This is a genomic window from Aeribacillus sp. FSL K6-2848 (genome assembly GCF_038004325.1).
GTDB classification, from domain to species: domain Bacteria; phylum Bacillota; class Bacilli; order Bacillales; family Aeribacillaceae; genus Aeribacillus; species Aeribacillus composti.
The window spans coordinates 3465001-3487200 of the sequence record NZ_JBBOQQ010000001.1 but is presented as its reverse complement, the minus strand read 5'-3'; the positions used below and the strand labels follow the sequence as shown (position 1 = coordinate 3487200).

Annotated in this window: 23 protein-coding genes and 1 pseudogene; 15 read left to right on the top strand and 9 right to left on the bottom strand. The window is 37.6% G+C overall.

All coding sequences use genetic code 11. The annotated features are described in order from the left end of the window. Positions 1-46 precede the first annotated feature (46 nt). Entirely contained in the window at positions 47-598 is a 552-nt protein-coding gene (locus tag NSS70_RS16865; RefSeq protein ID WP_063386267.1) for a GNAT family N-acetyltransferase, read from the bottom strand. Between the two features lie 594 nt (positions 599-1192). Between NSS70_RS16865 and recX the strand changes: the two genes are divergently transcribed. Together recX and NSS70_RS16855 are read left to right on the top strand one after the other, a co-directional pair. Next, positions 1193-2008 (top strand): recombination regulator RecX, encoded by an 816-nt coding sequence (recX, locus tag NSS70_RS16860; RefSeq protein ID WP_063386266.1) that lies wholly within the window; start codon positions 1193-1195, stop codon positions 2006-2008. A 3-nt stretch (positions 2009-2011) separates the two neighbouring features. Continuing rightward, a complete protein-coding gene (locus NSS70_RS16855; RefSeq protein ID WP_063386265.1) occupies positions 2012-2344 on the top strand; it encodes a YfhH family protein in 333 nt (110 codons plus the stop codon). 386 nt (positions 2345-2730) lie between these two features. On the opposite strand, the gene NSS70_RS16850 is transcribed toward NSS70_RS16855, so the two are convergent. From NSS70_RS16850 to NSS70_RS16840, 3 genes are all read right to left on the bottom strand, one after another. Beyond that, positions 2731-2886, bottom strand: coding sequence for a YpzG family protein (locus NSS70_RS16850; RefSeq protein ID WP_082829369.1), 156 nt, complete (start codon positions 2884-2886; stop codon positions 2731-2733). 28 nt (positions 2887-2914) lie between these two features. Beyond that, entirely contained in the window at positions 2915-3073 is a 159-nt protein-coding gene (locus NSS70_RS16845; RefSeq protein WP_063386264.1) for a small, acid-soluble spore protein K, read from the bottom strand. 102 nt (positions 3074-3175) lie between these two features. Continuing rightward, entirely contained in the window at positions 3176-4156 is a 981-nt protein-coding gene (locus tag NSS70_RS16840; RefSeq protein ID WP_327848068.1) for a metal-dependent hydrolase, read from the bottom strand. 179 nt (positions 4157-4335) lie between these two features. Here NSS70_RS16840 and mutY point away from each other — a divergent pair, with 179 nt between their 5' ends. Then, positions 4336-5442, top strand: coding sequence for an A/G-specific adenine glycosylase (gene mutY, locus NSS70_RS16835; RefSeq protein WP_339197288.1), 1107 nt, complete (start codon positions 4336-4338; stop codon positions 5440-5442). 75 nt (positions 5443-5517) lie between these two features. Here the strand turns inward: mutY and NSS70_RS16830 are convergent, their stop codons facing one another. Then, positions 5518-5685: a cytosolic protein gene (locus tag NSS70_RS16830; RefSeq protein ID WP_340734438.1), complete on the bottom strand. Its 168-nt coding sequence runs from the start codon at positions 5683-5685 to the stop codon at positions 5518-5520. A 103-nt stretch (positions 5686-5788) separates the two neighbouring features. Between NSS70_RS16830 and fabL the strand changes: the two genes are divergently transcribed. Together fabL and NSS70_RS16820 are read left to right on the top strand one after the other, a co-directional pair. Next, entirely contained in the window at positions 5789-6538 is a 750-nt protein-coding gene (gene fabL / locus NSS70_RS16825; protein ID WP_063386261.1) for an enoyl-[acyl-carrier-protein] reductase FabL, read from the top strand. A gap of 84 nt (positions 6539-6622) precedes the next feature. Next, positions 6623-6766: pseudogene (locus tag NSS70_RS16820) on the top strand (gamma-type small acid-soluble spore protein); the annotation flags it as partial. Positions 6767-6841: 75 nt separating this feature from the next. Here the strand turns inward: NSS70_RS16820 and NSS70_RS16815 are convergent. After that, the gene (locus NSS70_RS16815; protein WP_340882000.1) at positions 6842-7657 is read right to left on the bottom strand and encodes an undecaprenyl-diphosphate phosphatase; all 816 of its coding nucleotides are present in this window, start codon (positions 7655-7657) and stop codon (positions 6842-6844) included. Positions 7658-7871: 214 nt separating this feature from the next. On the opposite strand from NSS70_RS16815, the gene NSS70_RS16810 reads away from it, so the two are divergent. The 4 genes from NSS70_RS16810 to NSS70_RS16795 all read left to right on the top strand — a co-directional run bounded on the left by NSS70_RS16810 (position 7872) and on the right by NSS70_RS16795 (position 13490). Continuing rightward, positions 7872-8144 (top strand): YgaB family protein, encoded by a 273-nt coding sequence (locus tag NSS70_RS16810; protein WP_232515610.1) that lies wholly within the window; start codon positions 7872-7874, stop codon positions 8142-8144. A gap of 104 nt (positions 8145-8248) precedes the next feature. Continuing rightward, positions 8249-8776, top strand: a complete 528-nt coding sequence (gene ntdP / locus NSS70_RS16805) for a nucleoside tri-diphosphate phosphatase (RefSeq protein ID WP_340881998.1) — start codon at positions 8249-8251, stop codon at positions 8774-8776. 65 nt (positions 8777-8841) lie between these two features. Continuing rightward, positions 8842-10590, top strand: coding sequence for an ABC transporter ATP-binding protein (locus tag NSS70_RS16800; protein ID WP_340734167.1), 1749 nt, complete (start codon positions 8842-8844; stop codon positions 10588-10590). A gap of 179 nt (positions 10591-10769) precedes the next feature. Next, entirely contained in the window at positions 10770-13490 is a 2721-nt protein-coding gene (locus NSS70_RS16795) for a tetratricopeptide repeat protein (protein WP_340881996.1), read from the top strand. Positions 13491-14180: 690 nt separating this feature from the next. On the opposite strand, the gene NSS70_RS16790 is transcribed toward NSS70_RS16795, so the two are convergent. Beyond that, entirely contained in the window at positions 14181-15254 is a 1074-nt protein-coding gene (locus tag NSS70_RS16790; RefSeq protein WP_066247279.1) for an FUSC family protein, read from the bottom strand. Positions 15255-15596: 342 nt separating this feature from the next. Next, on the bottom strand, positions 15597-16898 hold the full coding sequence (locus NSS70_RS16785; protein WP_339212024.1) for a glutamate-1-semialdehyde 2,1-aminomutase: 1302 nt from the start codon (positions 16896-16898) through the stop codon (positions 15597-15599). Between the two features lie 162 nt (positions 16899-17060). Here NSS70_RS16785 and NSS70_RS16780 point away from each other — a divergent pair, with 162 nt between their 5' ends. From NSS70_RS16780 to perR, 6 genes are all read left to right on the top strand, one after another. Next, positions 17061-18095 carry an ABC transporter ATP-binding protein gene (locus tag NSS70_RS16780; RefSeq protein WP_340881994.1) on the top strand — a complete coding sequence of 345 codons (1035 nt, stop codon included), beginning with the start codon at positions 17061-17063 and terminating at the stop codon, positions 18093-18095. Beyond that, positions 18088-18879: an ABC transporter permease gene (locus tag NSS70_RS16775; RefSeq protein ID WP_063386254.1), complete on the top strand. Its 792-nt coding sequence runs from the start codon at positions 18088-18090 to the stop codon at positions 18877-18879. Before NSS70_RS16780 ends, NSS70_RS16775 begins: the two co-directional genes overlap by 8 nt. A gap of 4 nt (positions 18880-18883) precedes the next feature. Then, positions 18884-19669, top strand: coding sequence for an ABC transporter permease (locus tag NSS70_RS16770; RefSeq protein WP_063386253.1), 786 nt, complete (start codon positions 18884-18886; stop codon positions 19667-19669). Positions 19670-19809: 140 nt separating this feature from the next. Then, the gene (locus tag NSS70_RS16765; protein ID WP_063386252.1) at positions 19810-20214 is read left to right on the top strand and encodes an ion channel; all 405 of its coding nucleotides are present in this window, start codon (positions 19810-19812) and stop codon (positions 20212-20214) included. A 61-nt stretch (positions 20215-20275) separates the two neighbouring features. Continuing rightward, complete coding sequence (gene bcp, locus NSS70_RS16760; protein ID WP_063386251.1) at positions 20276-20746, top strand: thioredoxin-dependent thiol peroxidase; 471 nt, start codon at positions 20276-20278, stop codon at positions 20744-20746. A 245-nt stretch (positions 20747-20991) separates the two neighbouring features. After that, on the top strand, positions 20992-21435 hold the full coding sequence (perR, locus tag NSS70_RS16755; protein WP_186439264.1) for a peroxide-responsive transcriptional repressor PerR: 444 nt from the start codon (positions 20992-20994) through the stop codon (positions 21433-21435). A gap of 24 nt (positions 21436-21459) precedes the next feature. Here perR and NSS70_RS16750 read toward each other — a convergent pair whose 3' ends face one another. Next, a complete protein-coding gene (locus NSS70_RS16750; RefSeq protein WP_063386249.1) occupies positions 21460-21822 on the bottom strand; it encodes a YgzB family protein in 363 nt (120 codons plus the stop codon). Positions 21823-22200: the final 378 nt, after the last annotated feature.

Below are 22200 nucleotides of genomic sequence, written 5' to 3'. Positions count from 1 at the left end.
ATGGAAGCAGACATCTTGATTCGTTCGGATGTCTTCTTCCAATTTTTTATGCTTCCTTCAATCTGCTTTCTTCGTCTGTCATGAAACCGTTTCGTTTTGTATACAGTGTGTACATATCCTTTGAAATTTCAAAGATGTTGTATAAGTTTTTGTTTTCAATATGGGGAAGCTGACGAGATTCATCGGCAAGGGAGACATATGGAAGCTTCTGCGCGGCTTTCATGGAACGTTCATTGTCTTTCCGTATTTTCATAAAGATAGTTTGAATTCCAAATTCATAAAAAATCTCTTGAAAAAAAGCGTCCTTAGCAAGCTGATTATATCCTTTACCATGGTATGGCTTGCCGAGCCAAGTTCCGAGAAATCCAGTTTGATCAAAAATATCATACAAGCTGATTGTTCCAATAGGAGAGCCCCATTCATCCAAAATGGTGCGGGAAATTAATTCCCCTCGTTCCTCTGCTTCAATCAACTGTTTTGTTATAAACATGTATTCTTCAATCGACGTTGCTTTATGACGAACATAAGGGAAGACCTCTGGATGAACCATAAGTTCGAACAACTCTTGACAATCCGCTAGATCACGTTTTTTTAACATGCTCATCCTCCTCTATCAACGAGGGCGGTTACCACGAAATCTAACGGATCCCACCCTCGAAATTTTTATTTATCAAGTAAAAATTTCGGGGTGGGAATCGAACCCACTAGAACCGGTCAAAGACCGGTGGCGCACCATTTGCCTTCCCTTAAAAACAAGTAAATTTAATTGTCAGCATTTCTTCTAGTATCATACTTGATTTCTATGGAAAAGAAAACAAAAATTTTGTAAAAAGATTATTAAGAAAATTTTACTTTTTTCTTACTACTTTAAGAGTTTCTATAAGCAGTGAATAGGGCAAAATTACATTATTTTCTTTGACGATATTTTTTTCCTATTGCTTTGATGCAATAACAGTGAGGACCGCATTTCCTGACTGAAGCAGATTTGCCTGCTGCCAGCAAAATATTTAGAAATCATAATAAGAACGGTTGAATTTTACTTCATAGTTTTATAGCATCAACGGCTAGAAAAGTCAGCAAAATGTTCCTTACAAGCTGAAAAATCTATTGTTACAGTATTCATACACTTTCATGCTTAAAACTTCCATTTATTTATTTTTTCTATGGTACTATAAATATGAGGTGTCTGTACATGTTTATTGTAAAAATAGAAGTTCAACCTAAAAAGAAAAATCGTTTTAATATTTACGTCGATAGAGGAAACGGTGAAATATTTGCTTTTAGCGTCGGGGAAGATGTTTTAATTAAGCACGGGCTAAGAAAAGGGATGGAGCTTGATGAGCTGGATATAGATGCGATTTTGCACGAGGATCAAATAAAAGCAGCATTCAACAAAGCTTTAACTTTTCTTGGCTATCGAATGAGATCGGAAAAAGAGGTCCGTGACTATCTTGTAAGTCAAGGTATAGATGAGAGTGTTATTGAACGTGTAATGGTTGAGCTTCAATTAAAAAATTATGTAAATGACAAGGAGTTTGCGGAAGCCTTTGTAAGAACGCAAATGAAAACCACTTTGAAAGGGCCCGGCATAATAAAAGCAGAACTGGGACAAAAAGGGATTGAGAGCGATTTGATAGAAGCAGCTCTTGATCTTTTCACGAAAGAAAGACAAATAGAAGCAGCGTATAAATTAGCTGAAAAGCAATTGGGAAAAAAAGCGAACATATCTATGTCGCAGCTAAAGCAAAAAATAGAGCAGGCAATGTTTAGGAAAGGTTTTTCATCCGAAGTGATTCAAGCTGTTTTAGAGATGCTGCCTTTACATGAACGTCATGACCAAGAATGGGAAGCATTATTAATACAAGGCGAAAAAGGGAAAAAAAAGTATTCCCATCTAGATATGTACACATATCGTCAAAAGCTTGCGCAATTTTTATATCGAAAAGGTTTTTCGCAAGAACTTATTCAGCAATATTTGCAAAAACACTTAGAGAAAAGCGAGGAATAGGAAATGGAAAAACGGTACAGTGAAATGACGGAATACGAGCTAAAAAATGAAATTGCCCGATTAAAAGAAAAAGCGCGCAAAGCGGAACAGCACGGAATGATCAACGAATATGCTGTCCTGGAAAGGAAAATTGCTATGGCAAAAGCATATATGCTGAATCCTGACGATTTTCCGCCAGGTGAGACGTATGAAATCGATGGAGCTCCTGGTGAATATTTCAAAGTTGAATATTTAAAAGGAGTCTTCGCTTGGGGGTATCGGTTATCATCGCCTTTAAAGGAGGAAGCACTGCCGATATCGATGTTGATTAAAAAAAGTAATATAAATGAGAAATAAGTTGAGAACGAAAAATGAAGGAAGTTGGGGAAAAGAGTGGCCGCTGATTTCTTTCAATCGTTTTTTTTCTTCCTGTTCGTGGCTATGCTTCCTCGCGCCTAACTTTGCATTATGGTTATCAAACTGAATACTCTCTCAATTGACCTTGAAAGGATACGGATTTCGTTTTTAGCTTGAAATCTTTTGTTAACAAATAGTATCAAAAAATAAGGCGAATAATGGAAATTTGTTTACTCAAGCAATGTTGAAGCTAAATATTTTCTTTATTAAATTTAATCGAGGAAATCATAGTTGAGTTTTGAATCTAGGCGATTATTTTTAAAAATTAAAAAAGGTCTGTATAAACAAGATCATGCCAAATAATGGCATGATCTCGTATTATTTATTTATGAACGTTTTCGCATTTCGTTTTCCAAAATGATTAAGCTTTGGGTTTGCTGGGTTTCCCCGTTTACTTGACGGAATGAATGTTTCGGTTTTCCCCAAGCTCCTAAAAATTCGTTTTTCTGCTTTTTTGATAAGGATGATCGGTTAGTGTCCATTAGTAAACACCTCTTGAAAGGTCAATGGTTATGAAAAATTTTTATCCCGTTCTCCTGAAGCTTTCATCCTCTCTTGAGGGTGTGTGTTAATGGTTCCGTTCGCACGACGTGACGCGAATTCCGCTTTAGCACGTGGCTCACCGTCAAATTTTTCATGCTTCGGAAATCCTTTTGCTTTATTGCGCATCGCAGATCCTCCAAGGAGAAAAAAATTTGCGCTATTGGACGCGCATAAATAGTATTTGCTTATTAGAAGCCAATATAAAAGAAAATTAAGGAAATGTCATAATCAATCAATTAGCGGTTTAAGTTTTTTCTTCATTCTTTTTTTACTGAAAATCCAACCTGTGTACGAACGAACAATGTTGAGGTCTTTATCGAGCTGTGCAACTGCTACAAAGGGATAATGACCTTTGCTGAAATAACGCAAGTCAATCAAACGGATTTCGGTATAATCAAGCTGCTCTTTTATTTGCCAATGGAAAACAGGGGAAAAATGCAAAAATGCTGAAATATTCCGGTCTTTTTTTGCGGCTTCCATTGCAGGGTGATTCGGCAGCTCTTTGCGCTCAAACTGGTCGACGATTTGAATTTCGGTAAAATTTGAATATGCAACGTAATAATGTTCTTTTGTCACAATGACGAGCTGCCACTTGCGGAATTTCATTGTTGGGTTAAATATGACGTTTTCAACATTTTTCCATCTGTTTAAGATTTTTTTCTTAATCGATCTTTGCATTAGAAGTCTAACGACATAATATAAAGCGATTATGCAATAAATAATTAAAAAGGTATAGCCCCCATGGGCGCCGGAAAGCCAAATGCCAATGCCGACAATATGAGCGATGAAGATAAACGAATCAAACGTATTAATTGTGCCCAGCGCAATCCACTTTTCAGAAAAAGGTCTGAGAGCTTGAGTGCCGTAGCCGTTGAAAATGTCGACAACAACATGAAGAACAACAGCTAATAACGTCCAAATCCATACATGGATGAGGCTGCTGCTTGGCATTAGAAAATGAATTGCTCCAGTGATTAACAGCGACCATAATAAAACTGCGGGAATTGAATGAGTTATTCCGCGATGATTTTTTAAATAAGCTGCATTATTTTTAAATTTAAGAACCGTATCAAGATCTGGTGCTTGTGAACCGATAATCGTGCCAACAAGAACTGCCTCGCTTGTCAGAAAGGAACCGCCGACAGCCGGATCCAAAGTTGCTAAGCCTCCCAATGCGATTCCCATGACGAAATGTGTACCTGTATCCAAAGCCATCCTCCTTAGCTGAAAAAACAATCGTTATGATGATATTTGAATTTTTTCCATTGAACGCAAAAAACATAAATTCATTTTTTCTTTCATGCCAAAAAAAAATAATGTACGATAAATTCATAAGTTCTTTTTAGTGTAACATATTTTGAAGTGCATAATGGAGGAAATATTGAAAAATGGGTCAATCACTGCAAAAAATTGAGAATTTCGATATTAAAACATTTCAGGAGGACCTGATCGGCTGGTATATACGGGAAAAAAGAGATTTGCCCTGGAGAAAGGACCAAGATCCATACAAAGTATGGGTATCTGAAATAATGCTTCAGCAAACACGGGTGGAAACGGTTATACCGTACTTTAACAATTTTATTAAAAAATTCCCGAATGTTGAGGCGCTGGCAAATGCGGATGAAGAAGAGGTTTTAAAGGCATGGGAAGGCCTAGGCTATTATTCGCGCGCCCGAAATTTGCACAGTGCAGTGAAAGAGGTGGCAGCAAAATACGGAGGAAAACTTCCGGATGACCCGAAGCAGCTTGGAAAATTAAAAGGAATTGGGCCTTATACAAAAGGAGCAATATTAAGCATTGCTTATAACAAGCCTGAGCCTGCTGTTGACGGCAATGTGATGAGAGTGCTGTCAAGAATTTTACTGATTGAAGAAGATATAGCAAAGCCAAAAACAAGAAGAATATTTGAAGAAGCGGCTGCAAATCTTATTTCAAAAAAACGTCCTTCCGATTTTAATCAAGCATTAATGGAATTGGGAGCAATGGTTTGTACGCCGACTTCTCCGTCCTGTTTGCTTTGTCCTGTACAGGAGCATTGTCTTGCCTTTTCAGAAGGATTACAGGAAAAGCTGCCAGTAAAAACACGAAGCAAATCAACAAAGCAAGTTTCGATTGCTTGCGCGGTTTTAGTGCAAAACAACGATTTATATATTCATAAAAGACCTGACACAGGACTGCTTGCGAATTTGTGGGAATTTCCAAATTGCGAAGTTCGCACAAACAGAATTCCTAAAAGGATATATCTAGAAAATTTTTTGCGGGAAGAATACGGTGTTGAAGCGGAATTAAGCGAGCTAAAAGGAACGATTCAGCATGTTTTTTCCCATTTGACATGGAATATTAATGTTTATTTCGGCAAAGTTTGTAGCGATGAATCAATGAAAGAGCTTGAAAAAGTTTTCATCAAGGATATTGATCGATATGCTTTTCCTGTACCTCATCAAAAAATATTTGCTCTTTATAAGGAAAAAGCTGGCATACAAGTGGAGCCGTAATTCCATTGGGAAGTGAATGAAAATGCAATCGGCATGTACCGATTGCATCCATTATGCCTCTAAAAATTGGTTTAATCAGTATTTGTTAATACCGCCGCGCGCTTCAATTTCTTCTATAATTTCACGGTGAATAGTATGACCTTCTATATTCAGGTAAGGCATAATTTGTTGAAAGGCGCGGTGATAATGCTGAAGCTCTTCACTGCTCCAAGCTTGCTTCGAGATCATGGAGAGCTCTGTCATATCACGTATAGGCAATTTACAAAAACTCCTTTTTATATGTTTTTCTATATCTATTCTTTGTTACGATAGAAATAACTATTCAATACATAAGGAGATGTAAAATATGAATGAAAAAGTAGCGCTTGTCACAGGATCTTCAAGAGGAATCGGCAAAGCTATTGCCTTGAGGCTTGCTGAAAAAGGGTATCACATCGTCATTAATTATGCTCGCAGCAAATCGAAGGCGATCGAAACCGCGGAAGAAATTGAACGTCTTGGTGTGAAAACGCTTGTGGTGAAGGCAAATGTCGGAAAACCTGAAAAAATAAAGGAAATGTTTGCAGAAATTGACAAAACGTTTGGACGGCTTGATATTTTAGTAAACAATGCAGCATCTGGAGTTTTACGCCCTCTAATGGAAATTGAAGAATCCCATTGGGATTGGACGATGGATATTAATGCAAAAGCACTTCTTTTTTGTGCGCAGGAAGCAGCAAAATTGATGGAAAAACACGGCGGCGGACACATCGTGAGCATCAGCTCTTTAGGGTCTATTCGCTATTTAAAAAATTACACGACAGTAGGGGTTTCTAAAGCAGCTCTTGAAGCTTTAACTAGATATTTAGCAGTTGAATTAGCACCGAAAAATATTGTAGTAAATGCGGTTTCCGGCGCAGCTGTCGATACGGATGCATTGACACATTTTCCGAACAGGGAGGAAATTTTAAACGAAGCAAAAGAAAAGACTCCGGCTGGAAGAATGATTGAAAAAGAGGATATCGTAAATGCAGTTGAATTTTTGCTCTCTGAAAAAGCTTTCATGATAAGAGGACAAACTTTGATCGTAGATGGAGGCATTTCCTTATTGCTGTAACTGCAAATTTTTTTGGATAAGTTTTTTCCCTCCTGGACATGATATATGACGTGGAGGTGAAAAATGATGGCAAAACAACAGCAAAACAAAACAAATGCTCAACAAGTGAGAAAGCAAAACCAACAATCAGCTCAAGGATTTGGAACAGAATTTGCTGCTGAAACAGATGCACAACAAGTAAGACAACAAAATCAACAATCTGAACAAAATAAACAACAAAATTCTTAACTATTAATTTTGAATGTTTCTTTTAAAAGAGCCAGGCAAAAAGCGGAGAACGTTTCAGCTCTCCGCTTTCTTTTATTAAAGGAAAAAAACATAGATGATGATCGCCAAAATGATCCGATAAATAGCAAATGGTGTAAGTTTAATGCGGTTGATCAGCTGCAAAAAGAATCTTATGGCCAAAAGCGCGAAAATAAACGCACTGATGAATCCGGCGATAAAAAACGGCAGGACGTCGATTGTGAAATGCTCCCAGTTTTTAATAAGAGAAAGACCGCTCGCCCCCGCCATTATCGGCACAGCCATAATAAACGTAAAATCGGAAGCTGCACGATGGCTTAAACCGGCTAAAACCCCGCCGGAAATCGTTGAACCGGAACGCGAAAAACCAGGCCAAAGGGAAATGCATTGGATGAGGCCGATGGTTAGCGCTTGTTTGTATGTAATTTGATCAACCGTTTCTGCTTTCGGTTTTCTTGGACCAAATAGGTCTGCTGCAATCATTAATAATGCCCCTAACACAAGGCCGACTAATACTCTATGAGCGGAAAACAAGTACGTATCAATATAGTCTTCAAATAAAAAACCTAAGACGGCAGCAGGAAGAAGTCCTGTGATGACAAGGCCAAGCGTTAATCTTTGACCGTTTTGATGCTGCATTTTCTTAATCTGTAATAAATCGAAAAAGCGATCTTTAAATACGATCACCGCTGCTAGTATTGATCCAAGCTGAATGACGACTTTAAAAGAGTTGGCGACAGGCTCTGAATATATTTCTTTAGATTTTAGAAGAATGTCATCAACAAGAATCATATGTCCAGTAGAAGAAACAGGGGCAAATTCCGTTAACCCTTCAACAATGCCTAAAATGACAGCTGTGATGATTTCCCACACGATATAGTAACTTCCTTTCTCTCTTAAAAAATCAAAGTTTGTAATGATTCAATCTTGTCAGATTGTACATAATGAATGAATGGAGAGTCAATAATAATTTTGACCTAAGCGTTCATACGACAAAACTTCTTAATTGTCTACATAACTTGTCAAAGGAATCAAGTGAAATAGTTAGAATATGTATCCATAAATATTTTATTAGGGAGGGATTCATTTGAATACATATAACCGCTTTGATCTGCTAGTTGGCGAACAGCTTGAAACGATGGATAAGCTTGTATCGCTTCAATCTAAAATAGAGCATTATCAACAAATGGAATTGGAATTTTTGAGACAAAATGATGATAAGAAATTGCGTTCTGTGCAAAAAGAAATTGAAAAAATGAAAAATGAGTTGATAGACATTCAAAAAACGTTTGAAAAGCAAACGGAAGAAGTTATTAAAATGTACCAAATCGAAATGTATGACTCGAGTCAGCCATTTTAGCGGCATGGCTCTTTTATTTTCTTTTTGAATATCAAACGTTATAATAAAGAAAAATGATTTTTTCGGATTTGAAGTGAACTGTTCATTAGAAAGTAGGGAACAAAATGGCGCTGCCAAAGGAAGGAGATATCATTCAAATACACAGTTATAAACATAATGGATGCATTCATCGTGTTTGGGAGGAAACGACCGTTTTAAAAGGATCGCAAAACTGTATTATTGGCGGCAACGATCGAACAACGGTTACCGAAGCTGACGGAAGAACTTGGATTACAAGGGAGCCGGCGATTTGTTATTTTCATGCACGTCATTGGTTTAATGTAATTGGAATGATTCGTGGTGACGGCATTTATTATTATTGCAACATCAGTTCTCCTTTTGTTTGGGATAATGAGGCATTAAAGTATATTGATTATGATTTGGATATTAAAGTGTTCCCGGATATGACATATACACTGTTAGATGAAGATGAATATGAACGGCATAAGAAATCAATGAAATATCCGCATGTCATTGACCGTATATTAAAGAATAATGTGAACAAATTAATTTATTGGATACGCGGTAGAAAAGGTCCGTTTTCCCCTGAATTTATCGATCAGTGGTATGAAAGATATTTAACATATTTATGATGGAAAAGTCTGTTGGAATATCAACAGACTTTTCGCTTTGCATTGATCTGAAAGGAGAGAAATGGTTGGGTTCGATTAAACGCTATTTTCAATTTGTAAAACCATATAAAAAACAAATTTTTTTAACGATTTTCATCGGGATTATAAAGTTTGGCATTCCTTTGTTAATTCCGCTCGTATTGAAATATATCGTCGACAATATTTTAAACGGATCATTATCAAATGACGTAAAGATAGAGATGCTTCTTTTTTTAATGGGCATCATGTTGTTTATATTCCTCGTCATACGGCCGCCGATCGAGTATTATCGGCAATATTTTGCGCAATGGACGGGAAGCAAAATTTTATATGATATTCGCGATCAACTGTTTACTCATCTTCAGCGGCTGAGCTTAAGATATTATTCAAACAATCGTGCGGGAGAAATTATTTCGCGGGTGATTAATGATGTTGAACAAACAAAGACGTTTGTTATTACGGGCCTTATGAATCTATGGCTTGACCTTTTTACTATTATATTTGCCATTGGGATTATGTTTACGATGGATGTCACGTTGACCATTGTATCGATTATGTTGCTTCCTATATACGGATTGTCAGTTAAATATTTTTACGGCAGGCTTCGTCATTTGACAAGAGTTAGGTCGCAGGCGCTGGCAGAGGTGCAGGGGCATTTGCATGAGAGGGTCAGCGGAATGGCTGTCATTCAAAGCTTTGCGAATGAAGAGCATGAACAAAAAGAATTTGATCGTGAAAATCGCAATTTTCTTGAAAGGGCGATTGATCATACAAAATGGAACGCAAAAACGTTTGCTGTTGTTAACACCGTTACTGACCTAGCGCCTCTTTTCGTCATTTTTTACGGGGCTTATGAAGTGATACAAGGGAATTTAACGATCGGGACGATGGTTGCCTTTACAGCCTATATTGATCGGTTGTACAATCCTCTTCGCCGTTTGATCAATTCATCAACTACTTTAACACAGGCTTTCGCTTCAATGGACAGAGTATTTGAGTTTCTTGACGAACCTTACGATATTGTTGATAAACAGGATGCAATAGCAGCAGACAAACTTTCGGGGGAAATTATTTTTGACAAAGTATCCTTTCGCTATCATGACAACGAAGAATTTGTACTAAAGGATATTCATTTAACGATTCAAAAAGGGGAGACGGTCGCTTTTGTCGGGATGAGCGGAGGGGGAAAATCCACCCTTGTGAGTCTTGTTCCGAGGTTTTGGGATGTAACGGAAGGAAAAATTTTGTTGGACGGCATTGACGTTAGAGATTATAAAGTGCAAAGCGTCAGGGACCAGATCGGCATAGTTTTGCAGGATCCTTTTTTATTCAGTGAATCGATAAAAACGAATATTTTAATTGGCAAACCAAATGCAACGGATGAAGAGGTCATAAAAGCGGCCAAAGCAGCTAACGCTCACGAGTTTATTATGAGTTTGCCTGATGGCTATGATACGAAAGTGGGCGAAAGAGGCGTGAAGTTATCCGGCGGTCAAAAACAGCGAATTGCAATTGCCCGAGTATTTTTAAAAAATCCGCCGATTTTCATTTTGGATGAAGCTACGTCTGCTTTGGATTTAGAAAGTGAACAATTTATCCAAGAAGCCCTTGATAAACTGGCAAAAAACCGTACGACCTTAATTGTTGCCCATCGTCTGTCTACAATTACTCATGCAGATAAAATTGTACTAATTGAAAACGGGAAAATTGTTGAAACCGGAACTCATGAAGAACTGATGAAAAAGCGCGGACATTACTATAAACTATTTCAAATTCAGCAATTGGGTGAATGGTAAAAAATACCGCAGCAAAATGGGTAATTAGTCATTTGCTTTGAAATCCATAATATACTTTAATTTTAGCAAGACTTTTGCCAGTCAAGTTTTTCATAAATTTTTGATTCAATCCCTTTTGAAAAAAACGATTTTGGTAGAATAAAAGAAAAGACTAAATTCGTATAAGAACGGAGGTTGTCATGGCGGCGGAAAAGCAGTTAATTGAAAAAAACTTTTATCAAACATTATTAAAAGAAAATGAAACGAAACATCCGATCCAACTGCTTGGGGAGCTTTTTCAAGAAGAACAAAAAAAGGTCGCATATGATCTGTCTTATGTACGCTATGCTCAAGGAGAAGTGTATTTCCACCACAAAGATTATGAAGCGGCAATTTTTAAATGGGAAAATATAGAGAATGAGCTGGCGCCATGGGCGAGAAAAAATATCGGAGATGCATATTTTGAATTAGGATTATTTTCATCTGCGGAAGAAATGTACCGTTCCATTGAAACGGATTCAAAAGTTCTTAAAGCAGAAGCATCGCTAAAGCTGTTTTCGCTTCACCGACTTCAAGGAGAAAAAGAAAAGGCGTATGAGGCGATTCGTGATGCGGTATCGATCAACCCTGACCATGGTCAAGCATCCACCATCGCTATTCAATTTTATGAAGAACAGGAAGATTGGGACAAAGCTGTCCATCTTACGGTTGAAGAATTAATTCGGACTGAAAAAGCGGAATGGTTTCAGCGTTTGATCAATTATGTTGAACAAGGTTTTGTCAAAGAAAAAGAGCCGGATTATTTCTTTAAAGCATTAACGGTTTTATACAGAACCGACGTAGAGCAATTCGAGAAGCTTGCTGTTTCGCTGTGGCGATGCTATAAACACGATCAAAAATATTTTATTCCATGGTTAAAGACGATAAACAATCTAATTTTCAATGTGAAAGTGGACGAATTTCAGCATTGGGATGAAATATCGCGCTTTTATGAAGAATCCTATAATAAGCTTCTTGGCGGATCATATTTACTAAAAGAGCTTCAAGATATTATGCCGGACATTTTAGCCAATTGGCTGAAACTATCGACAGGAAAACAACTATCGACCGCTGCAGCAGCTGTCGTTGCATGGAGTGAAATTTACCGTTCAAGCTTAGATGAGAAAGTGATTGAAGAAGCGGAGAACGTTTTGGCATCAGGTAGTCATGATCGTGCTGATGGTCATGAAGCCAAAAAACGGCTATTTGCGAAGCTGGTCGATTGGGCGGAAATAAATCAAGTAAATCTTGGGCAGAAATATCATTGGATATTAAAAAAGATTTTTGAACAGAACGAACATTATTTGCTCATTGTTGGAGAAAGCGGTTTTGCCCGATCGCTGCTTGGCCATTCTCTTCCAAGCATTCCTTCATCAAAAATTACTATTTACTGCCATGAAGACCGGACAGACATAAAGCAAATAAATAATGAAAGCATAACAGATGTATTCGCTGAAGAAGATGCGGCAGTTCGTGAAGATGGAACAATTGTTGCGGTATGTGCGCCTAATGATTTGTTAAACGATCATAAGCTAAGTTTAATAGAAGTACCTGACATAGAGCATGTTGATCAAGAGGAGCTAAAGGAATATATACAACTGGCTGATGGGTTGGTATATGTCCATCCAGAGCATCAACCTGCTTCAGTTGAGAAAATGGTAGAAAGCCTGGCATCGATTGCTTTAAAAAAGGAGCTTCCAATTTACTTTTTGCTTGAAGATAGCGGCATGCTTCATAATCATTTTAAAGAACAAATACTTGACTTTTTCCCGGAAGCTGAATTTTTCCCATTCCCTTCAAGAAATGAAGGAGAGAAGCGGAAACAGTCCTTCGCTGAATTTATTCATTCACGTTTTCCGTTTCATCAAGATAACAAAACGGAGAAGCTGTTGTTTTTCTTGAAAAAAGCTATTAAATATGCTTATAGCAAACGGATGGAATTAGAGCAGCATTTAGAAGAAAACATCGAAAAAAATAAAGAAATCGTGTCTCGATTAAAAGGATTAATACATAGCCTTGGCGATATGGAAAATGAAAAAGCTAAGGAATTGAGGCAGTCACTCCGCTCCACTTTGGAAGAAATAAAAAAGGATCTTCATGATGAGTTAAGGACTATTTTGCGATCTGCATCGAAATTCATAACGGAAAACAGCGATTTCAGCCATTTACACATAGAATTGAACAAAAAAATGAACGATCAGGTGAAGGCGCATTTTGCTGAAACGCTGCTTCCAAAAATGTCGCAAAAAATGGGAGAATGGGTTTCATTTGCTGAAAGCGAGCTAAAACAATGCCAAGTCTATTTAGATGAAATGTGTGAATCGTTTAATTCATTGTACGGTCATGACCGTGTGAAGCTTATGTCTGATTTCAAAGTAGTGGATGATTGGCGGCGGGATATTGATCGTCTGACAACAGTGGTGAACATCGAAGAAGAAAATATTATGAACCGCTTTAAGCCTGCACAAGTTATATTAAAAGGAGCAGGAAAGCTGTTTTCGTCCATTGGGAAAAACAAGCTGTTTATCGCACAGCAATACAAAAAATACATTGAAACTGAAACATTCGATGATGCGATTCAATCGATGATCCGAAAATTTTTTGCTCAATTCGACTTATTTGAAAAAGGAATTGAACGAGATGTGAAAATGTTTTTCCGTGAACCTGTTCACAACCTTGAACAAATTGTGCAAGAAGGAGAGCAGCAAATTCGGACAGATCAACAACAATTGGACAGCTTGAAAACAAACCCAGAGATTTATTATGATCCGCTGACAGTTTTTGAATTAAACTTAAGACAATGTGAAATATTGAATGAATACCATTCCTTAAACAATAAAGTGGTCGAAACGAATATAAATAAGTTTTCTAGCGGAGATTAAAGCAATGCTTAGCACATTTTTAGATTAGGGGCTGTCCATAAAGTCAAATCCCCATTGAAAAACAAAAAAATCATAAACATCGATATATCAACGTTTCTAAAACATTAAAGGGGGCGTCAATAAGCCGAAAAAACGACTTATTAGACAGCTCCTATTTATTTTATTAGTAGAAGTGAAACGCAGGTCGAGACTGTCTGAGAGCTTTGAGCTCAAAAAGCTGACCGTGATTCTAAAGGAGCCTCCTTGTGATAACATCCAACAAAGCTTTGAGTTGGAAAGCTGAGAAAATACAGCTGTTCCAAATGATATAAAACTTGCCTGCGCTTGGATGATATAAGACGATTTCAATTTAACAAGATGAAGCGGTTTGGAAACAGCATTTCGGCGGGGAGCAGTTGGATGATCTTGAAGACAAATTAAAACGCAGCCTTTATCTGCAAAGCTGCGTCCATGAAATTCCAGTTATCATTTGCAGCGGATAAAAATGAAATAAGATTTATTTCCAAGGCAGAAAAGCTCCCGATACTTTTCTGAGAGAAGAGAGGTCTTTCAGCTTCTCAAATAAATGAAATGATTGTCTTAAAAAAGATGAAAGACTACAGAATTCATGAATGAAATTCTGTAGTCTTTTACAATTTTTTGCTTTTTTCATCGCCTTCTGAAGGCTGTAATATACGGAGATGAACTTGTTTACTCTTCATCCTCCACATGAATTTTATTTTCTTTTTTATGGAAATGTTGAAAGCTGTTAATCAATGTATCTAAATGCTCCAATTGATCGTGATAATCAACGATGGCGGAGACTAAAGATAGTATTTGGTAAAACGAATCGGAATCTTCCGCTTCTTTTTCAAATTTCAAAAACGCTTGAATGAATTCTTTTCGATTAAATTTGTCATAAGGAAGCAGGTCTTCATCGTGATTGTTTTTAATTTTTTTTGTTATTTTTAACAGCGCCTGCTCATGCAAAATTAATAAAAAGTCAAGCTCTGATATAAGCATTTCATGGAGCTTTCTAGGTATTTGCCGAAGTTCGTTTTCCAAGCAATGAATTTGGCGCAATGTGTAAAATGCCCTGTTCGTTGTGATAATCATCTGTCTATACAGGACAAGTTTTCTTGATTTTGGCAATACCTTCGCTTTAGAATAAGTTCGCTCTTCTTTGTAAAGCAAAAATAAATGATCAAGTTTTATCAGCTGATCTTTGATTTTGTCTATTTCCTCTTTAAGAGGGGCAAACTCAGATTTATTTCGAATATTGATCCGAATCCATTTCATAATCTCATGGGAAATTTCGGTGATTTTATGGTAAAGCTTTGTTTCGTATTTTGGCGGCATAAATATCAAATTAACAAAAAAAGCTGATAAAACCCCAAGTAAAATCGTTAAAAACCGTATGGTAGCAAACTGTACAAAATCGTCACCTGTTGTTTCAAGTATCGCAATAACCGTTACTAAAGCAATTGCGATTGTGTTTTCAATCTTTAATTTTAAACAAATAGCAATGGTAATCACTGCTGTAAGACCAATAATAAACGGGTTTGTTCCGAAAGAAATCCCGAATAAAACTGCGACAACAGCGCCGATTATATTTGCCTGAACTTGTTCAATGACGGTTAAATATGATCTATATATTGACGGCTGTATCGCAAAGATAGCTGCAATCCCTGCAAATGCTGGAGATGGAAAATGAAGCATCTCTGCCAGCATTAATGCCAGTGTAATTGCAATACCTGTTTTTAAGATACGGGCTCCAAGTTTCATGTTGAATAAAAATTTTTCCTTCCTTTCATCAAAAAGGTTGTAAGCTATTCAGACTATACATTGTTTAACACGAATATTCAAGGTTATTTTAAGAGAAAGGAAAAAATTAACACTCTTGTAATATGATATGATCCTTTAATATAGACAGACCAAATAGTTACGTTGTGATCGAGCGAACTTTTGCACTTTTTTCGTACAACTGAAGAGGCGGCAGTTTTACATCACCTCCATCGTTTCCAAAAGAAATAAACAACCTGAGTCCATAAATATCGGGCTCAGGCTGCTTAAAGATTTACTTTTTCATTTTGCCTGCTTGTGCAGTAGTAGGCGCTTTAGTAAGACTCATTTTTTGTCATGTGAAAGCTGTTTAAACGATTGTTCGACTGCCGAAATGGTTTTTTTAATGTCCTCTTCTGTATGAGCGATTGTAATAAACCAGGCCTCATATTTAGACGGCGCCAAATTAATGCCTTGATGAAGCATCAGTTTGAAAAATTTAGCAAACATTTCTCCGTCTGTTTTTTCGGCTTGCTCATAATTCGTCACCTTTTCGCGTGTAAAATATACTGTTAATGCACCTTTTAAACGGTTGATGGTGATCGGTATATTATATGATCTTCCAGCGTTTAAAATGCCTTCTTCAAGCATCATGCCGAGCTTATCAAGATAGTCATAAACTCCTTCTTCGCTCAGCACTTCCAAACAAGCAATTCCTGCTAAGATCGATGCAGGGTTTCCTGCCATCGTCCCTGCCTGATAAGCCGGTCCTAATGGCGCCACCTGCTCCATAATTTCTTTACGGCCGCCGTAAGCTCCAATCGGAAGGCCTCCGCCGATAATTTTTCCAAGTGCGGTTAAATCAGGCTCTACATGAAGCAGATTTTGGGCACCGCCGTACATAAATCGAAACGCTGTAATAACTTCGTCAAAAATAAGCAGCGCGCCTGCTTTGTGAGTAAGCTGTTTGACTGTTTCTAAAAATCCTTCCTTAGGTTCCACAATACCAAAGTTTCCGACAATTGGTTCAACTAAAACGGCTGCAACTTCATTTCCCCATCTATGAATAGCTTGTTCAAACGACTCCACATCATTAAAAGGTACAGTGATAACTTCTTGAGCAATGCTTTTTGGTACCCCTGCGGAATCAGGCGTTCCAAGGGTAGATGGACCTGATCCTGCTGCGACAAGCACCAAATCGGAATGTCCATGGTAGCACCCGGCAAATTTAATGATTTTATCCCTTCCTGTGTATGCACGGGCAACTCGAATTGTTGTCATTACTGCTTCTGTTCCAGAATTGACGAAGCGGACCTTTTCTAGAGAAGGGATAGCTTCTTTTAACATTTTTGCAAATTTGATTTCATGAGGCGTCGGTGTTCCATATAGGACGCCTGTCTCGGCAGCGTGCTTGATTGCTTTTGTAATATGAGGGTGTGCATGGCCGGTGATGATCGGGCCATATGCTGCTAAGTAATCGATATATTTGTTGCCATCAACATCCCAAAAATAGGCGCCCTGCGCCCGCTCCATTACAACAGGCGCTCCTCCGCCGACAGCTTTATAAGAACGGGACGGGCTATTTACCCCTCCTACAATATGTTCGAGCGCTTCTTTATGCAGCTGTTCTGATTTTGTAAAATTCATTGTTTCACCTTCTTTTTTACTTAACTGTACAGCCAAAAATATTCAAGCATCCTCGTTTATTCTAGCACTTTTCATAAAAAAGAAAAAAGGTGCATGCAAATTGTTAATTTCAAATAATTCGAGTAAACTAATGTTTGTGATTGATCGATGGAGGTTACAGCTATGAATGTCATTGAAGTAGAGAATTTGCGCAAAGAATTTAAGAGCTATTCAAGCCGCTCTGGATTAAAGGGGGCTTTTCGTGATTTATTCACTAGAAACTATAAAATTAACAGAGCTGTTAATGATATTTCCTTTACAGTGAAACAGGGAGAAATGGTGGGTTATATAGGTGAAAACGGCGCAGGAAAATCGACAACGATCAAAATGCTAACAGGGATTTTAACACCGACATCAGGGAAGGTCCTGGTGAACAATATGAATCCTCATAAGGAACGGGAAAAGTTTGTCCGGACAATCGGTGTTGTATTCGGACAGCGTTCACAGCTTTGGTGGGATATTGCTGTTCAAGAGTCATTCAGGCTTTTAAAAAAGGTATATAAAGTGACCGATCAAGATTATAACGAACATATGGATCATGTCATTAAAACGCTGGATATCGGCCCTTTGTTAGATAAGCCGGTGCGAAAGCTGTCATTAGGGCAGCGGATGAGATGCGAGCTTGCCGCAGCATTAATTCATAATCCTCCTCTTTTATTTTTGGATGAGCCGACGATCGGCTTGGACGTTTTAGTCAAGCTGAAAATTCGTGAATTTTTGAAAGAGATAAATGCAAAATACAAAACAACGATTTTGCTGACGACACATGATATTGCGGATATAGAAGCATTGTGTGAACGCGTCATAATGCTTGATGAAGGAAAGATTATATATGACGGCTCTTTGGACCATTTGCGCGGGAATTGGGGAAAAGGGAAGCAAATTGAATTTCAATTTGCCTCTTCTGTTGATGAATCCCTTTTATTGCAATTAACGAGTGGTTTTCACGTGCAATGGATGAAGGGAGATAAAAGCAATGTTTGGATCGCGCAAATTGCGAATCATGAGGAAATGCCGGAAATCATTAGCCGCGTCATGAAGGCTCAAACTATCGTGGATCTAAGCATTAAAGAAATATCAACGGAGGAGATTATACGCAACATTTATGAAAAAGGTGATGCGAACAGTAACTTAGAAAAGGTGATCATGAATGTCTAAATATTTGGAAATGATCCGCATCCGTTTTTTAATGATGCTCGCTTACAGGACAAACTATTATTCTGGAATTCTCATATACAGCATTAATATCGGTGCTTACTACTTTTTATGGACAGCCATTTATGGGGGAAAAGAAAGCATTCAAGGTTTAGATGCAGCGCAAATGGTGACATACGTGGCAATTTCATGGATGGCAAGAGCATTTTATTTTAACAACATCGACAGGGAAATCGCAATGGAAATTAGAGAAGGAAAAGTGGCAGTGGAGCTGATTCGTCCCTACAATTATCTTGGCATGAAAACGATGCAGGCGTTTGGAGAAGGCGTTTTTCGCCTTTTCTTTTTTTCCATGCCTGGAATGGTGATTGTAAGCTTTATTTTTCCGCTCGAATTGCCGCTTGATTGGCAGGCGTGGTCTTTTTTTGCCATTTCCATATTTTTTAGTTTTGTTATTAATACAGAAATTAATTTATTGACAGGAATCTCAGCTTTTTTCTTATTTAACAACGACGGACTAATGAGAGCGAAACGCGTCATCATTGACTTGTTTTCCGGACTGCTGCTCCCCATTAGCTTCTACCCAGTTTGGGCTCAAGAAATAATGGAATATTTGCCTTTTCAAGCAATCAGTTATATTCCAAGCATGATCTTTACAAAAGGATTCCAAGAAGCTGAAATTACAGACGCTATTCTTTTTCAATTGTTTTGGTCCATTTTATTGATCATTCCAATTTGTGCTATGTGGGCGGTTGCGAAAAGAAAAATGATTATTCAAGGGGGGTGAAAAGATGTTTTATGTGTCAATGTTTTTTCAATATATCGCTCAATATTTAAAAACAAGGATGGAATACAGAGCGGATATGATTGTAGAGATATTGTCTGATCTATTGTTTCAGGCAGTAAATTTAGTTTTCATTCTCGTCGTATTTGGACATACAGAATCGCTTGGCGGCTGGCAAAGAGATGAAATTATTTTCATTTATGGCTTTTTCTTAGTTCCTTATGCTTTATTCAGCACCTTTTTTAACATTTGGGATTTTAATGAACGATATATTGTAAACGGTGAAATGGATCGCATTTTAACGAGACCGATCCACAGTTTGTTTCAGGTGATATTGGAGAGAATGGAGCTTGAATCGCTTTTTGGCGTTATTACAGGGCTTGTTGTCATGGGGTATGCAGCAGCCCGGCTGAATCTTACTTTTCATTGGTATGACATTTTTATTTTTATTCTATTTGTATTTGGCGGCACCCTTGTCTGCGGCAGTATTTTTGTTGCGCTTGCATCGATTGGGTTTTGGTCGGATGCAAAAACATCGATTATGCCAATGATGTATAACATTGGAAACTACGGCCGCTATCCAGTAAATATTTACAACGATGTGATACGTTTTATTTTAACGTGGATTTTGCCGTTTGCCTTTGTGGGAGTTTATCCGGCTTCCTATTTTTTACGAAAAACGGATTGGTATATTTACGCTTTTTTAACTCCTGTGATAGGCCTTCTGTTTTTTATTTTGTCGGTTATTATTTGGAATATTGGAGTGAAGCGATATCGAGGGGCAGGAAGCTGATCATAGTTTCCTTTCGTTAAGCGATAAAATTCAAAGAGGCTGTTGACATCAGTTTGGTTGACGAACAAGTTTCCTTTAGCTAGTGATAAAATTCAATAAGGCTGAATAACATGTACAAACAATAATTTTCGGGGGAAATTATGGCGATTGTCGTAGGAACAGGGATAATGTTCTGTTTGGTTATGAGCATTCGAACGATGTTTTCTGCTGTGAAAAGAGGTACGTTCCTTACGTTTGAAACTGTATATTTAATTGCTTTAGTATATGCCTCTTTTTTGTTAGGATTTGGTGTGATTTATTTAATTTTAACTCAATACGGCTTTCCGATTTTAGCTGAATCTGGGCGGCCTCTTTATGGGACGTATTTAGAAAATTTAACCACCTGCTTATACTTTAGTGCAGTTACGCTGTTTTCTGTAGGCTATGGGGATATCACTCCTTTCGGCATTGGAAGGTGGATTGCAATTGTACAGGCGATGATTGGCTACATATTGCCTACGGTTGTTGTTGCCAAAACAATGATTGATATTGAGAAGAAACAATAGTTGTAACATGAAGCGAAATTCGGTACGCTGAAGATAAAATGAACAACTGGAGGGATTAGATATGGCAGCTGAAGTGGGAAAGCCTGCACCAGATTTTGAGCTGACTGCTGACACTGGAGAAAAAGTAAAACTTTCTGATTTTAAAGGAAAATATGTAGTGCTGTATTTTTACCCGAAAGATATGACTCCGGGATGCACAACGGAAGCGTGCGATTTTCGCGATAAATATGAAAGCTTTCAAGAGCTTGATGCCGTCATTTTAGGAGTAAGCCCTGATCCGCAGGAACGACATCAAAAATTTAAAGAGAAGCACGGGCTCCCTTTTTTGCTTCTCGTTGATGAAGATCATAAAGTTGCGGAACAATACGGAGTATGGAAATTAAAGAAAAACTTTGGAAAAGAATACATGGGAATCGAACGATCTACTTTTATTATAGACAAACAAGGAATATTAGTGAAAGAATGGCGAAAAGTAAAAGTGAAAGGACATGTTGAAGAAGCTCTCACATTTATTCAAAATAGAGAAGAATGACAGCAAATGATTTGCTCTGTTCACCCTATGTTGTCAAGGCGGGCATTTGTGCCCGCTTTTTCCCGTGCAAAAGCGAAAATCTTTTTCTTAAATTGGTGCATTTTTTCAATGGATAGATAAAATGTTCTACTAAATTAAACGCTCCCATTGACAAAAGTCTTATAATCAATGTACACTAATTATAAATATTATAAAGTAATAATGATACAAAATAAGAATGTTTTCAAGAAATGAGGTGCATGGCGATGTCAGACAATACGTTAAAGGAAGCTCTTGAAATTTTAAAACAAACGGGAGTCCGCATCACTCCGCAGCGTCATGCGATTTTGGAGTATTTAGTTAATTCAATGAATCATCCAACTGCTGATGATATATATAAAGCGTTAGAAGGTAAGTTTCCAAACATGAGTGTTGCAACTGTTTATAACAACCTTCGGGTATTTCGTGAAGTTGGACTGGTAAAAGAATTAACGTATGGCGATGCATCTAGTCGATTCGATTTTGTGACAACGGAGCATTATCATGTCATTTGCGAGGAATGCGGAAAAATCGTTGATTTCCATTATCCAGGTTTAGACGAGGTGGAGGATCTTGCAGAGCATGTAACGAACTTTAAAGTTAGCCACCACCGAATGGAAATATACGGGAAATGCCCTGCATGTCAGCAAAAAGAAAAAAATATGCACTGAGAAAGCTGGTAGGAAAACAAACTATCAGCTTTCTCTTTTCCTTGATTTACGATTGTACTTTTCGTCGAATTCTTTGCCTTCAAGCTCTTTATCAAGAGTCAAAGGCTCTCTGCAATACATGCACATATCCACACGACCGAGCATTTTTGTCACTTTCCCGCATGAAGGACATACAACTTGAACAGCTCTCGTCGATAGCATCCCGATCCAGAAATAGACGACAGTACTTCCGATGATGGATAATAAACCAAGCAGCATGAAAATGGTCATGACCCATACATGTTCTCTGAAAAAGATGCCTATGTACATAATGATAAAACCAACAAATACTAAACTTAAGGCAAAAGTGCGGATTTTATTTATTTTGCTTGTATATTTTTTAGCCATTGTACAAACCTCCTGAACACTACTATAGCATATTTTCACTTTTTTTTCGTCACAGAACGGCCAATTGCTAACAGTATTTCTTTTTTTATTTATAGAAGCTTTTGTTTAATGTGTTTTATTCAGACAGCGGATGAATAAATGATTTGCAGCGAATCTATATACACTTAAAGAAAGGACTCGCCATCCAGATACATTAGCTGTATTATTTAATAGAAAAAGAATGCTGCTTCTCTGCAATCCGATTATTTGGCCTTTGCTTTGCTGCTGTTGTTTATACAAACCTCCGATAAACCTTTGATTATAAAATATTATGGATTACTTAATGAAAAGGCAGCACTCAATATAGCAACAAATTTTTTAGGCAGTAGCCGGAGAATT